General features: G+C 44.1%; 11 protein-coding genes. 8 read left to right on the forward strand and 3 right to left on the reverse strand.

The window, feature by feature from the left end; genetic code table 11:
* Window positions 1-76: 76 nt before the first annotated feature.
* Entirely contained in the window at window positions 77-766 is a 690-nt protein-coding gene (gene phoB / locus COW15_RS18990; RefSeq protein WP_293635034.1) for a phosphate regulon transcriptional regulator PhoB, read from the reverse strand.
* Window positions 767-952: 186 nt separating this feature from the next.
* Window positions 953-1,897, reverse strand: coding sequence for a porin (locus COW15_RS18995; protein ID WP_293635036.1), 945 nt, complete (start codon window positions 1,895-1,897; stop codon window positions 953-955).
* A gap of 291 nt (window positions 1,898-2,188) precedes the next feature.
* Here COW15_RS18995 and rdgC point away from each other — a divergent pair, with 291 nt between their 5' ends.
* Entirely contained in the window at window positions 2,189-3,103 is a 915-nt protein-coding gene (rdgC, locus tag COW15_RS19000; protein ID WP_293635038.1) for a recombination-associated protein RdgC, read from the forward strand.
* A gap of 174 nt (window positions 3,104-3,277) precedes the next feature.
* Here rdgC and COW15_RS19005 read toward each other — a convergent pair whose 3' ends face one another.
* Window positions 3,278-5,092 carry a PDZ domain-containing protein gene (locus COW15_RS19005; RefSeq protein WP_293635040.1) on the reverse strand — a complete coding sequence of 605 codons (1,815 nt, stop codon included), beginning with the start codon at window positions 5,090-5,092 and terminating at the stop codon, window positions 3,278-3,280.
* A 134-nt stretch (window positions 5,093-5,226) separates the two neighbouring features.
* On the opposite strand from COW15_RS19005, the gene COW15_RS19010 reads away from it, so the two are divergent.
* The 7 genes from COW15_RS19010 to COW15_RS19040 all read left to right on the forward strand — a co-directional run bounded on the left by COW15_RS19010 (window position 5,227) and on the right by COW15_RS19040 (window position 14,848).
* Window positions 5,227-7,392: a tetratricopeptide repeat protein gene (locus COW15_RS19010; protein WP_293635042.1), complete on the forward strand. Its 2,166-nt coding sequence runs from the start codon at window positions 5,227-5,229 to the stop codon at window positions 7,390-7,392.
* 150 nt (window positions 7,393-7,542) lie between these two features.
* The gene (locus COW15_RS19015) at window positions 7,543-9,099 is read left to right on the forward strand and encodes a GGDEF domain-containing protein (protein WP_293635044.1); all 1,557 of its coding nucleotides are present in this window, start codon (window positions 7,543-7,545) and stop codon (window positions 9,097-9,099) included.
* 56 nt (window positions 9,100-9,155) lie between these two features.
* Window positions 9,156-10,511 (forward strand): nucleotide 5'-monophosphate nucleosidase PpnN, encoded by a 1,356-nt coding sequence (ppnN, locus tag COW15_RS19020; RefSeq protein ID WP_293635046.1) that lies wholly within the window; start codon window positions 9,156-9,158, stop codon window positions 10,509-10,511.
* A 27-nt stretch (window positions 10,512-10,538) separates the two neighbouring features.
* Window positions 10,539-11,315 (forward strand): flap endonuclease Xni, encoded by a 777-nt coding sequence (gene xni / locus COW15_RS19025; RefSeq protein WP_293635048.1) that lies wholly within the window; start codon window positions 10,539-10,541, stop codon window positions 11,313-11,315.
* Window positions 11,316-11,433: 118 nt separating this feature from the next.
* Window positions 11,434-11,862, forward strand: coding sequence for a DUF3192 domain-containing protein (locus COW15_RS19030; RefSeq protein WP_293635050.1), 429 nt, complete (start codon window positions 11,434-11,436; stop codon window positions 11,860-11,862).
* Window positions 11,863-12,900: 1,038 nt separating this feature from the next.
* On the forward strand, window positions 12,901-13,527 hold the full coding sequence (locus tag COW15_RS19035) for an SLATT domain-containing protein (RefSeq protein ID WP_293635052.1): 627 nt from the start codon (window positions 12,901-12,903) through the stop codon (window positions 13,525-13,527).
* Window positions 13,505-14,848, forward strand: coding sequence for a reverse transcriptase domain-containing protein (locus tag COW15_RS19040; RefSeq protein WP_293635054.1), 1,344 nt, complete (start codon window positions 13,505-13,507; stop codon window positions 14,846-14,848). The genes COW15_RS19035 and COW15_RS19040 overlap by 23 nt, the downstream gene beginning before the upstream one ends.
* Window positions 14,849-15,052 lie beyond the last annotated feature (204 nt).

Consider the following 15,052-nt stretch of genomic DNA (forward strand, 5'->3'; position numbering starts at 1 on the left):
AAACCCAGACATCAGGCTAAATAGGAGGAGCACAAGATAGCCTAAAAGCCAACTTGTGCCTATCTCTTATTAGGCACTACATGCGTGTTGAAAAACGATAACCTGCACCACGAACAGTCTGGATCAAACGATCATGTCCTGATTCTTCAACGGCTTTACGAAGACGCCTAATATGCACATCAACGGTTCTGTCTTCCACATACACATTGGTTCCCCACACGTTATCGAGCAACTGTTCACGGCTGTAGACACGTTCTGGGTGAGTCATAAAAAAGTGTAATAAACGAAATTCGGTGGGCCCCATATCGAGTACAGTCTCGCCCACACTCACCCTATGGCTCACAGGGTCGAGCAATAAGCCTTGTACATCAATGGTTTCTTCTAAGCGGGTAGGAGCACTGCGGCGCAACACGGCCTTAATACGTGCGACTAACTCTTTAGGGGAAAAGGGTTTTGTGATGTAATCATCGGCGCCGACTTCGAGACCTTTGACTTTGTCTTCCTCTTCACCGCGAGCAGTTAACATAATGATCGGAATTTGGCGGGTAAACTCATCTTGCTTCAAACGTTTTGCCAGTTGAATACCACTTCCGCCAGGAAACATCCAATCCAATAAAATCAGATCGGGGTAAGGCTCCTTTAGCAGCGCAATGGCCGAATCAAAATCCTCCGCCGCAGAGGTGGTAAACCCATGCTGTTCCATTACAAAAGTCAGCATCTCACGGATGGCTAACTCGTCTTCTACTATCAATATCCTTGCAGTCATAAGTGATTTTCTGTCAGTGAATGTCAACCCGGCTATTATTAGTCATTTTTATTACAGATTTATGAATAAGCACGCCGTTTGGGCCATATAGTAGCGATATTTGTCATAATAAGTTTATATAACTGTTTGTTTATCGCAATAAAAAAGGAGGCAATCTGCCTCCTTAATTGAATTTAAATACTGAGTTTAGAATTTGTGTTCTAAACCAACACCTATGTATTTGTCATCATCTGTAGACGCTTCTAATGAACGATTAGTATAGAAAGCAAATAATTTCGTTGGCTTACCTAGTTTATAGTCAGCCCCCACAGACCATGAATCGCCTTTGTCTTCCATATCTTGATATTGTGCTTTTAAGGTAACAGCGTTGATATCGTAAGCTGCGCTAAACAGGTAACCGTTTACGCTGTCTTTAGATACTGGCAGAGACTCTTTATAGGTCTCTTCCTGCTGTTGGTACATACCACCTAAGGTGAAATCAGCGATTTTACCTTGCACCGATGCACGAATAATTTCATAGCCTTTCACATCTGAATCGTAAGCGATTGCGGCGTAGAAAGGAGATTTTTTCAATTTAGCATCACCGTACATGGCCGCTAAGCTGAAACCGTCTTGACCTTGTTGATCAGCATCGCCTTCCGCCGCATAGGTTGCACCGAATACAAAACCACCAAATGAAGGTGTTAAGTAAGTTGCAGTTTGGCCTAAACGGTTTTCACCTTTAAACAGACTTTTTATATCGCCAGAAAGGTCGTTGAATTGGTCAACGTTACCTTGAGAGATTTTCAGCAGTGTGTCATTACGACCCACAGAAAACGAACCAAAGGAGCCCTTCAGACCGACAAATTGATTACGTGCTTTGAAGTTGTCGCTCGTCGCAGCGCCAGTATCAACTTCATATTCAACTGTATAGAAAGCTTCCAGCGAGCTAGACAGTTCGAAATCACCCTTCACACCAAAACGAGAAGCATTACTTTGAATAGTTGTTGTAGCATCACCTTTCTCATCATTCGATTGAGCAGTGACATTCAACTTACCATAAACAGTCAGCGGCTCAGCGGCATAAGCTGAAGCCAGAGTTGCAGAAGCTAGCGCAGAAGCAAGTAGAGTTTTACAAAAAACGTTCATCATTTAATCCTTTCGACGTTATGTTCGTCTTGGTTATTGGTTTGGAACGACCGAAAGTTTGCAATGAATGTGTTTCAGTTTTATTTCAAATGTGACAACTTGGTTTTTATCATAGGGTTTCATCTGGACACTCAAAATAAAAAGCCAATTACAACAAGGGTTACAGCGGGATTTTTTTCAATGTTACAATTTGATGAATTCTGCAACTGAGGCAAAATTTAACGATTTAAGGTAGGTTTACCCCGTTGCAACTATGCCGTAAACTGCGACTTTATTTTCCAATGAGCGCCTCTTATGTGGTTTAAAAATCTTACTCTTTATCGTTTCAATAAACCTTTTGCCGTCGAAACTGAAGCGCTTGAAACCGCGCTGGCCGATTTCACCTTTTCTCCGTGCTCAAGCCAAGATGTCAGTAAGTTTGGCTTTTCCAACGCACTGGGCAAACAAGGCAGTTCACTGGTACACAGCGCCAATAATCGCCATCTGATCTGTGTGACTAAAGAAGATAAAATTCTCCCAGGCCAAGTCATTAAAGAAGCCTTGGAAGAAAAAGTCGCTCTCATCGAAGATGAAGAAAACCGTAAACTCGCCAAGAAAGAAAAAGATGCGCTCAAAGATGAAATCATCACTAGCTTACTGCCACGGGCATTTTCTCGTCGCAGCCAGACTCACGCACTGATTTTGCCAGAACTGGAAATGATCCTCGTCGATAGCTCAAGCGCCACTAAGGCCGAAGAGTTGTTAGCACTCCTACGCAAAGCCTTAGGCAGTTTGCCGGTGATCCCCTTAAGTTTTAAAGCGCCTGTCGAATCCCATTTAACCGAATGGTTAAAGCTTGGCAGCGCACCATTACCCTTTGAAATGCAAGATGAAGCTGAACTTAAATCCACCGCGGACGAAGGTGGGATAGTCCGCTTTAAGCAGCAGGATCTTAAGGAAGACGAAGTATTGGCCCACTTAGCCACAGGCAAAGAAGTGCATAAGTTAGCCCTGCATTTTGGCCAATCGATCGCCCTGCTGTTGCAATCGGACGCCAGTGTTAAACGCCTTAAATTTTCTGAAGAATTTAGAGCGGGTAACGATGAAGTGGGTACCGATGATCCTATGGCGCGTTTAGATGCCGACTTTGCCTTGATGGGCAGCGAGTTAGTCGCCTTGATGCATGCACTCGTCTCGGCCCTTGGTGGGCTCGAAGAGGCGCAGGTTTAAACCTAGGCGAGTTAGGTAAGCTACATCTGCCACTCGTTTGTAAGAGTAAGTTGCAATATAAAATAGCCAATGGCGCCCCCTTTTAAATGCGGGAGCGCCTTTTTTATATCAATTAAACGCCTAAGATGAAGGCTGTAGACTTAACCGCATCAAGTTGAATGTCACTTGATTTAGTCATTCCGCTTTAGACGCTAGCTCGCCTTTATTATTGAACGGCCAATCAATGCCTAACCAAGCCTTGAATAAGGCTTTCTGTTGTTTAGTCGTTTTAGCATCGCCCTTGAGCACTAGCTTACCGCTTTGCCGCTCGCCGAGCGTCATCCTCACTTGCTTGAGCTTATCGTTGCTGAATAATGTCACTTCGACGCTATCACCAGCCTTAAAATCTTTGATGCGCTTATCAAAACCCGCAGCCGTCACCTTAAGACCGTTAATCGCTAACACTTCGTCACCCGCAACAATCCCCGCTTGCCATGCTGGGCCATTACGCAGCACTTGGTCTAACACTAAAGAGCCATGGGTGCTGCTTAACGTCATGCCCGCAAATGCCTCGGCTTTCGACTCTTTACCATAGGACAGTGTTAACCCAGCCTGTGATAACAGCTCAGGGAAATCTAAGCTCATCGGGCTATTCACGTTTGTCTGCCACCAAGGCGTATAATCCTTGCCGGATAAATCCTTCAATATGTGCTGCACATCGTCGACACTATAGCCCTTTGGCACTCGGTGTTCTTGATATAAACGGCGATGTACATCCCGGTATGAATGCTTTAGCTTCGTATCCTGCAGCAGCGAGAAATCTAACGCCAAGGAGGTTAAGTAACCCTCAGAATAGATGTTTACACTGTGATTAATCGCATAATCGCCCCCCGTACTGCTCCACTCTCCAGCACTCGCCTCGGCGACTGATTGGGTTTCACGCCCTGGATTCAGCTGGTTTTTCTCAACGCGTTTAGCTAAGTCTTCGAGGAACTCTTTAGGCGTTATCACCCCTGCACGCAGCAATAGCTGACCTTGGAAATAACTGGTAGAGCCTTCGGCCATCCACAGTAATTCCGTCATATTTTCATGCTGATAGTCATAGGGCACGAGTCCCGCAGGGCGATAGGCCTTCACGTTCCAAGTGTGGATAAACTCGTGGGAAGCCGTGCTAATAAAACGCAGGTAATCCTTGCGCTCACGGAAACTAAAGCGCGGCAGCTGGATAACGGTAGAGTTTACATGTTCTGTCGCGCCACTGGCTCCGCTGGTGGCATGCACCATATAAACATAGCGATCAAAGGGATAGTCATCCCAAATCGCCTTAGCCTGGCCACTTAATGCCGTTAAATCCTTAACCACTTTTTCTGTGTCATAGTTACCTTCCCCCCAAAAGATCAATTCATAGTTTTTGCCGTTGGCACTGAATGATTTGTGGGTACTGATGCCCGTCTCGATAGGGGAGTCGATGAGCACATCGTAATTCGGCGCGATAAAAGAGTGCGCTGGCGTGCCTGAAGCCATACCCGAGTAACTTTGCCAAGTGTCAGGCACATTCAATTGGACCGATACAGGCTCTGAGCGAAATTGCGGGCTGTACATAAACACGCCGCTGGCATCTAAATAGGCGTGGCTCGCATCTATATGGCGTACCCTTTGGCCTAATTCATTGGCATATAACTGATAACTGACGGTCACGCTGGTTGGCTGTGTGAGCGCCACTTGCCACTCACCACTCGCAGTGCGCTTCCATGGGAGAGCCTGGCCTTGGCTATCTTTAGCACTGAATAAACGGATTCCGTCGGATAGGGGCAAGACTTGATATTTCCCCGTGCGCCACACGGGCAGATTAACGGTGAACTCACTCGCGTTCACCTGTGGGAAAGTCACACTCACCTGGGCTAGATGCTGCTCTGGCTGACTCAGCTCAATTTTATAGTTTACATCTGCCAACACATTGGCCGAAAATAATGCACTTAATACCAAGATTGATAATCTGTTGGGTTTCACTCTTGCTTCCTTCTGTTATTATGCTTCTTATGATTTTCCCAAGTATAACAAGTCGATGTAGCATCCTCATTAGGCGCTAACAAAAGCTAACAAAATAAATGCCTTGATTTAGGAAATATGGGATCCCCCTTCACATGCATAAACTCATCGTTATTCTCGTGACCTTGTTGCTGTCAGTCTCCTTTAGCACCCTAGGGCGCGATCTCGAATCGGAAGAGATAGAACTGCGCGAAACCCCGCAGAAAATGTACGACAGCTTAAATAAATCAATCTCTTTTCCTATCACCTTTAAAAATCGGGAGCAGTTCGAACGAGCCGCCAAGGAACAAGGCTATAAACCCGATGAGTTCGAACATATTTTGCAACTGCTCGCAAGACTCAATATGGAGCCGAATGTTAAATCTAAGGTTGGGTTTCAAGATGCCAAGACGCTAATCGAACTCCTCACTAGCATTGCCCAGTCCCCCTATGAACAAGCGATGGTATCCATGCTGCGAGGCCGTTACCTTGGGCGAACAGAGCAAAAATATCAAGAAGCGATTACTTTCTACAATGAAGCAATAACTCGCATTAACGACAGCTTCGATATTGAAGCCATGTTACTCAAACATACGATTCACGAACATTTAGGTGGCTTGCATTTAGTGATCCGTCAGGACGTGCCAGCGTTAATGCACTTTCACACCTACCGGGATATTGCCTACAAGCTCAGAAATGATTATTTGATTGCGGCAGCAGAATCGAAACTTGGTCACTATTACAATAAAAATCAACAACTCACTAAATCACTACAACATTATAGCGAAGCCATTCGACTATCAAATCGCTCCAACTATCCCTCGATGAAAACCCATCTTCAGCTACAACTTGCCAAAGTGTATCGAGACTTAAAACAATGGGATGAGGCACTGAAGAATGCCCATGAGGCTGCGGCTGGCTTTAAAAAACTCGGCAATGACACCTATCTATCAAGCTGTATGACAGTGATAGCTATGGTATACGGCGAGCAAGGGGATTGGAATAAAGCGATAGATTACTACCTCAATGCCCAACAATTAGATGCTAAGCGTGGCAACTATATTGCTCAAGGTCTCAACTTTCATAACCTTGGCCAAGCGTATTCACATATCGGTGATAATAGTAGCGCCCTAAAGTATTTATTGATGGCGAACCAAATATTTAAAGAAAAACAAAGCCATCACTATCTCGTCTACAATGAACTCTTAATTGGGGAAATAGCCCAAGCCAAAGAAGATTGGACGCTGATGATGACCCATGCCGACAACGCCTTGGCACTCGCCAATGAGTTACAGCTCACGGATGAGCAAAAATCCGCGTTGACGCAAATCGCCCTCGCCGCCGAAAAATTAGGGGATCAAAGTAGGACGATTGCCACCCAAAAACGCATTATCGAACTGAGTCAACAGACACAAACACCCGAAAAAGACCCGACAGTATCGGCCTCAGCCCTCGCTGAGCAGCAACTCAAGCTCGAACTCAGTATGCTGCAGGGGAAGCTTGACGATAGGATTCAAGCATCAAAAAACACCAATAAACTCTTAGCCCTATGTGGATTGATTGCAGCTATCTTGATGATAATCATCATTATACTGTTCAATCATCGCCGAAAAATGCTCGCCCAAAATGAAGCGCTAACACGATTGAGTCAAGAGGAGCCGTTTACCCATCACTTAGGTTATGCCGCACTGCTTGCCCATTTAGGTGACGGACATTCAAACCCACTTCCCACCATGGCCCTTGGCTTAATTGAATTTCAAGACTACCTAACCTCAGATATCAAGCATGGCCAATATTTTGCTAATGCCGTAATGACACAGCTCGCAGACCTCATCTCAGAAACCTTCTCCATGCCTGTTTATGTGATTAGACAAGGGGTGTTGGCCGTACGATTCACCGAGAGTATTGAGCCACAGCAGGTTATCACACGCATGCGACAACAACTCGATGGCCGGCAACTCACGCAAACCTTTAATCTTGGATTTATCCACTTGCCCTTACTCACCAAATCAGAAATGAAAATGGACCCCAAATTGCAATTTGAAACCGCGCAAATGGCACTCGCCTGTGCCCGTAGTTTACCGACAAATAGGGATCATTTTGTTACCCTTAGAGCACTGGATTTTGTGCCCTCTAGCCTCTTTGCGAACCCACTCTTCCTACACCTTGAGAAGGGCATCGAACGCGGGCTTATTCGAGTCGAAACCAACGGCAATAAGGAGGAAACTCACTGGCCTTGCTGGGAAAATAACCAAGATAGGCATTTATTGGAAAATATTTGATCAATATCAGCAATTAATCACAGACACACGGGCAAACAGATTTGCACTCTACCGCCGTTGTTATAACATTAGTAGCATGAGAGTTAATAGCTAATCTGGACAGAGGATCATCATGCTTTTTAGCCTTGCAGAGCTAGGAAAACACTCCGGATGAAGGATTCCAACGCGACAGTTTCACAACTTGCATTACTTCAACAAAAACTTCACTCGGCTAAACTTGCCCTAGATGAAATCAATGAAGATAGAAATGCCAAGTTACAAACGTTACTCCAATTTATTGGCCATTTAAATCTCGCCTGTAAAGGGCAAAATCTTGAGCTGGATAATAAACTCGCCAAACTTCGCCATAACTTAAATACGTTTGAGCGAGTCGATGAGGCGTTGCCAGAATTAGTTGATGTCGAGCGCCTGCTAAAAGGCCAGTATCACCATGTGATGGTACAGCTCGAAGAGAGTAGAACGGGCCTTGCACAGGTGATCCGTCAGATCCAAAGGGTAAACTCTGCCCCCGAAAAGCTAAAAAAAGAAGTTAACTATTTCAAGCAGGATCTCGCCAAACCGTTTCACACGGTTTGGGAGTATATTCCCAAAGTAAAACAAATTATTGGCTTCTACGAAACCATCCTACAGCAGCAGTTTAACGAATCAGAAAAACTCGATGTTCTCCCCAAACATCGACAGCTAGCCCATGAGTTAGCACAGATGATTTCGGAAATCGAATTTCGTAAAGATCAGCGGGACCAAGTCTTAGTCATTAAAGAAGTGCTGGCATCGGACATCGAAATCGACAGTTTGCTCGAAGCCTACCAGACGATTTTATCCTTACTGCTCGACAATATCGCCCGTGAAAAATCGGCATCACAGGAGTTTTTATATGCCCTGAACGATGCCTTATCCGCCGTGCGAGAAGTCGTCACTGAATCCTATAACCACAATCAGCGCAGCTTCCAACTTAAGACCCAGCTCAATCGTGAGATCAACACCCGCGTCGATAACGCCGGTGAGATTATCATCGATGTGGAAGATGTCGTCGATCTCAAGGCACAACTGACCGAGCAACTTAATTCGATTCGTTCAGCCCTTGCCCGCAAAGAAGCCCTCGAACAGAGGGAGCAAGCCTTACTGCGCAAGTCGATGGAGACCATGCGTAAAGAACTCAATGAACTGAGCACAGAGGCCAATACCTATAAGGAGCGTTTGTTCGAACAACAAAAACTCAATTTACTCGATAGCCTAACGCAGTTACCTAACCGTGCCGCCTTAGAAGAACGCATGGAGCTGGAATATCGCAACTATCAACGCCATAAGAGCCCACTCTGGGTGGCGGTAGCCGATATTGATCACTTTAAAACGATCAATGACAGTTTTGGCCACAGCACTGGCGATAAAACGCTGCAGGTTATCGCCATGGCACTTAAAAATTCACTCCGAGATACTGAGTTTGTCGCCCGTTATGGTGGTGAAGAATTTGTACTTTTACTCCCCGATGTCGGCAATGGTGACATTGTTCAACTTTTGAACAGAGTGCGAGAGAAAGTAAAAAATATTCCATTTAAATTTAAAAATCAGAGAATTACAGTTACAGTATCTATAGGGGCTGCGCAAGTTATGGGGAATGAACTCATACATGAAACCTTCGAGCGCGCCGACGCAGCACTCTACAAAGCAAAACATGAAAGCAGAGACAGGGTTGTGATAGACGTATAAGTAGACCCAACTATACGTCTCCTCTTATCACTCCTGTCGACATGAAGGAGTGGTAAATGATAGTCAAAATCAGCCCAAAAGGTAGCATGGATCAGCTTTCACAACTCGAAGTTGATCGCCTTAAAAAAAGCGCCAAAAGCGCACTCTATCAACTGTATCGTAACTGTTCATTAGCCGTGCTTGCTGCGGGTTTAAAAACCGATAACTCTAAAGCCTTATTCGAGCAATATCATAATTTCGATATCAACGTCCTGCAGCGAGAACGCGGCGTAAAATTAGAACTCATTAATCCTCCAGAACAAGCCTTCGTCGATGGCCAAATTATCGTCGGTATACAAGAACATCTGTTCGCTGTGCTCAGGGACATTCTCTATATCAGCGATAAATACGATACGCTAAAGCACATCAACTTGACCAATGCGAGCCATATTACCAATGTGGTGTTCGACATACTGCGCAATGCCCGAGCAATTGCACCGATGAAGGATCCCAATGTGGTTGTGTGTTGGGGTGGTCACAGTATCAATGCCGTCGAATATCAATACACCCGAGAGGTGGGTTACCAACTTGGACTAAGGGAACTGGATATCTGTACTGGCTGTGGTCCCGGCGCAATGGAAGGCCCGATGAAGGGTGCTGCTATCGGCCATGCGAAACAACGCGTTAAAAACGCGCGTTATATTGGTTTGACTGAACCTAGTATTATCGCCGCCGAGCCGCCCAACCAAATCGTCAATGAACTGGTTATCCTGCCCGATATCGAAAAACGTCTGGAAGCCTTCGTACGGCTGGGCCATGGTATTATTATTTTCCCTGGTGGTGCAGGCACGACAGAAGAGCTGCTCTATATCCTAGGGATTTTGCTTAATAAAGAAAACCAAGAAACCCCCTTCCCACTCGTGCTCACAGGGCCGACGGAAAGTGCCGAGTATTTTAGTAAAATAGATGAGTTTATTGGGGCAACATTAGGATCTAATGCACAGAAAAAATACCAAATCATCATAGACAATCCCGCAGAGGTGGCAAGAGTGATGAAGCAAGGTATGGAGCAGGTCAAAACCTACCGCCGTGCCACGGGTGATGCCTATCAATACCAATGGGCACTGAAAATTGAGCCTGAATTCCAATTGCCTTTTGTTCCAACCCACGAAGTCATGGCAAATTTGGATTTGCACTTCCAAACCAATAAAGCCGACCTTGCCGCCAACCTTCGCAAGGCATTTTCGGGTATAGTAGCGGGAAATGTTAAATCGGATACGATCAAACATATTGAGCGTTTTGGCCCCTTCCTATTAAAAGGGGATCCCCGTTTAATGGAGCTGATGGACAATCTACTGAGTGCATTCGTCACCCAACACAGAATGAAACTGCCGGGAAGCACCTATGTTCCCTGCTATAAAATCGTCAAATAGCGGCGGTTAACTTATGCAAATTTGCCAATGAATAAGTTCTTAATTATCGATGGTCTCAATTTGGTTCGCCGTATTTATGCAGCGATCCCCGATGAGAACGATATGGCTAGCCTTAAGGAGCGTGTCAGTTCGGCATGTTCGAAACTGCTGCGCGTCCACCAGCCAACCCATGTCGCTATAGTCTGGGATGGCGATGAAATTTCCTGGCGAAAACAGCTTTACCCCGATTATAAAAAAGGCCGTAAACCTATGCCAGAGCCGCTGGCAAAGGGGCTCACTGCGCTGCAAGATCATTTAACATTAATGGGCATAGGCTCCATTTATGCCGCCGCCGAGGCCGATGATGTTATCGCCACACTCGCGATGAAAACCGCCAAGGCGCAGGGAGAAGCCATTATCGTTTCAACCGATAAGGGGTTTAGTCAACTAAATCATTCCCGCATAAGCCAATGGGATCATTTTAATCAACAATACCTCGATATCACCGCATTAGAGCAAAAGCTTGGGGTCGAACGCAGCCAGTTTCTCGATTTAATGGCGCTCGCCGGTGATAGTGGTAATAAAATTCCCGGTATCGCGGGGATTGGCCCTAAATCGGCGGCAGAGCTATTAAAAACCTTTAGAACCTTAAGCGCGCTCTTTTCATCTTTGCCTAACTTGGGCGCTAAGCAAGCGAAGAAACTGGCCGAAGGCAAAGAAATGGCACGCCTCAGTTACAAACTGGCGCAATTACAAACGGATTTGCCCCTCAATATCAATTTAAAAGACTTCCGAGCAAGCGCACACATCCCACACCCAGCATAGAGCAATAAGATCCATTGTTAACACTAAGTTGCAATAAACGCATTTACCTTAAGGCAACAAAAGCGTATTTTATTGGCGAGCTAGGAAGACTCACTTGATGAGCAAAGGATAAGGTTAAATGAAATCAAAAGCCTCGGTAATTATTGGTAGTATATTCGCCGCCTATGTGGCCTTTGTCGCTGTGGTTGTACTCGTCTATGAACCGACCCCAGATGAAATGGATTGGGAAGACAGGCAAGTCTATAACAGCCAAAAAATGACTGATTTAAGCCTAGGGCAGGACATTACCGAGGTGAAGTCGCTATTGGGTAAAGCGGATTTTTCAGAGGCCAAAGCGGTTCAAGAAACACAATTGCAAGTGCTCTTTTATCGCACTCACCATCAAAAATCCGATGGTATCACCACTAAAGAAGAATGCACTCCTCTCATTTTTAGGAACAATAAGCTCATGGCCTGGGGTGATGATACCTATAAACAGTATTTAGATGCCGGAACGGATATTGCCAGTCCCTCAGCCAAAGAGAGTGAAACCTCCAGCAAAAACTAACTTTGCCCCAAAGCAAGATAGCTGAATCATACATTGGACGGTATACATTGCCCCAGTGACACGCCGTCCCTTTATTAAATAAAGAGTATCCCTATGGGTCAGATGTGAAAGATCGGCCATGCCGCCAACGGTCACTGGTGCAACAGTGGCAATCTTAACTACCCCTTACACTGTTCATTTAGCTAAAAAGATATTGCTCCAAAGCAAGACAGTTGAGTTACGCGCATTACGTATTAATTGTCATTGCTTCCCCAGTGACACGCCGCTCTTGCATTTAACAAGAAGCGTCCCTGAGGGCTCTACTAAAACATCCATGTTTTAGAAGGTCACTGGTGCAACAATGCCAATCTTAAGTAAGTTCTCAATTTCGAAGTCTGCCCTAAAAAGCTATTGCCCCAAAGCAAGGCAAATTTGTCGTCAGTTGTGCTGCACTTATTGTCATTATTTCCCCAGTGACACGCCGTCCTTTGATTTAAAAAGACGTATCCATATAGGCTCGACGGCGACATCTGCTGTATATGGATTTACGAATGTTGCGATCACATGGATGTGAATGAGCAACCATGTCGCCAACGGTCACTGGTGCAACAATGCCAATCCTCACTAACCCTCTGGCTGTTCGTTCAGCTAAAAAGATATTGCCCATTCCTTGTTTCGGCGTCGTTCGCTGACAGCTTTCGAATAATAATTGATGACCAAATTTTTGTAATGCTACAAAGTGCTACTTTGACTGTGGCGATTCAGTCGCAAGCAGTGTATGAGAGGCTGTATTTTTGAGGATTTAGAAAGTATCTAATTTTCTCAGGCCTTAACACACTTGCTTATAGAATCTAATGAGAATAGTGATAGAATCATGATCGTCCTGTGCGTGCCGGCATATGTTTCGATATAAGTCGGCCACTCTGAATCCAATTCAGAGTGATACTAATTATGAAGAGCCTTGGCTCTTAGGTGTAAAAGCCTTGCCCGACTAGAACGGGTGTTCACTTATCATTACTAAAATCAACGCACAGGACATCAAATTATAAGAAGGAATTTATGGCATTATCTGACGATATCTGGTGGACTAGAAAAGCTAAAATCCAAACTGAGAAAAGGTTGCTTGCCAGCGCTTATCAATCACAGTTGATAATGCTATGGTACGCTTTTTTTGGCGTTGCTGTATCCATCTATTATCTAAAGTTTAATGTTGACGGTGAATATGCTAGCGTCGCTTGGGTAATCTATTCGGTTTTGTCATTGACCATGTCAGGGTTCATCGCAGGTAGATCATTTAAGGAACGTTCTTCACAAATAAAAGAATGCTATGAAGCTCTCAAAGGGATTCAGAATAAAGCAAAATTTTTAGAAGAATCTTCTAGTTCTAACGTAGACAGCTGGAATAGTGTTCGTGAAGAATATGAAAGACTGTTGGGTCTTTGTGAAAATCATACAGACTCTGATATGGTAAAAGCGCTATGTATTGAACACCTCTCTGCTCGTGGTAAAACAGATAAAAAGACAGGTTTAAAACCAGATATGTCAAAATGTCCTACGTGTTATCACTGGTTTATTTTTTATAAAGACATCTTTATACAAATAATGATGCTCTTAGTCATGTATGTATTGCCAATAGCTATATTCTTTATCTTGTGGAGTCCCCATGAATGTCCGGCATCAGTTTGAGAAGCACTTCTCAGTTGAAAATCTATCTCGAATTTTCAAAGAGAATGTTGCTCTTTCTGGGGCAACGGGAATAGATAACCTTGACCCAGCAACGTTTCTTAAACAGCTAGATGACCAACTAGAAGTATTGTCTCGAAAATCCCTTGCTGGGACCTATAGATTTAGCAAATATAAGCTGAAGTTAGTCACCAAGGGAAAAGGAAAACCTCCCAGAGAAATTTCAATTCCCACAGTAAGAGATCGCATAGCACTGCGAGCCTTAAATGATTTTTTGTCAGAACGCTACAATACTTCAGTTAATTTTGAACTTCCTCAGGATGTGATATCGAGAGTTAAAACAGCTCTCGATACCAAGACATTCAACGGATTTATTAAACTTGACGTCACACAGTTTTATCCTTCAATACTTCATCCAGAACTGGTGTCTCGTTTACGTAAACGGATTCGTGGAGAACATGAGTATATTTTAGGATTAATCCAATCTGCTATTTCTTCACCCACAGTAGTGAAGTCATGTAGAAACGATAATCTAGAAACCAAAGGTGTTCCTCAAGGGTTGGCGGTGTCTAACATCTTGGCTGCCATTTACATGAGTAATATTGATCGTGTGCTTAAACAGTATGAAGGTATTAGCTATTTTCGCTATGTTGATGATGTCTTAATTTTATGTGAGTTCGATAAGGCTCAAGACCTAGCCAACGACATCATAAAGCGATTCAGGAAGATTGGTCTAATTGTCCATAAACCCGATCCAAATTCAGACAAGTCAGTTATCGAAAAGATAGGCCATCCATTTAGCTATCTCGGGTATTATTTTAAAGGCGAAACTGTAACGGCAAGACAGGGCACCATAGATCGCCTAAAGGATTCCATAGCTGCCATATTTACAGCAAGCAAATATTCAAAGCATAGCAATGAAGAATTTCTTTTATGGCGTTTAGATATGCGTATTACTGGTTGTGTGTTTGAGAAAAAAAGTAAAGGATGGTTGTTTTTCTTTTCGATGATTAACGATGAAAAATTGCTACACGAATTAGATAACTATGTTAATAAGCTTATAAAACGATTCAAAATTTCAGGTAAACCAAAACGATTCTCTCGAGCGTTTAAAGAACTGACCCATAATCGCTTCCAAACAAATTACATCCCTAACTTTGATAAATACCAACGACATCAGAAATTAGCTTTACTCCATAAGTATTTCCCAAAGGATGTAGAGGGTAAGACTCTCACAGACGCGCAGATTGACTATCACTTTCGTAGACGAATCAAAAAACAAACAAAAGATCTGCTTGAAGATATTAAAGATTTTAGATCTTAAGATTGATTAAGTTGAAATTGGATAAATGCTAACAAGTAGATGACAAAACTGGACACCCTGCTTTAATGGCGCTGCAATTAACCTCCGACTATGCTTTGGTTGAGCATTAAACAAGGAGGTTTGTATGCCACGCCCTCGCAGAACTCAGATTAGGAGGCTGTTCATAATTCTGTGTCAGGTTAATTTCACAGATCGATATGGTTT

Source organism: Shewanella sp. CG12_big_fil_rev_8_21_14_0_65_47_15, assembly GCF_002783505.1.
In the GTDB taxonomy this organism is placed as follows: domain Bacteria; phylum Pseudomonadota; class Gammaproteobacteria; order Enterobacterales; family Shewanellaceae; genus Shewanella.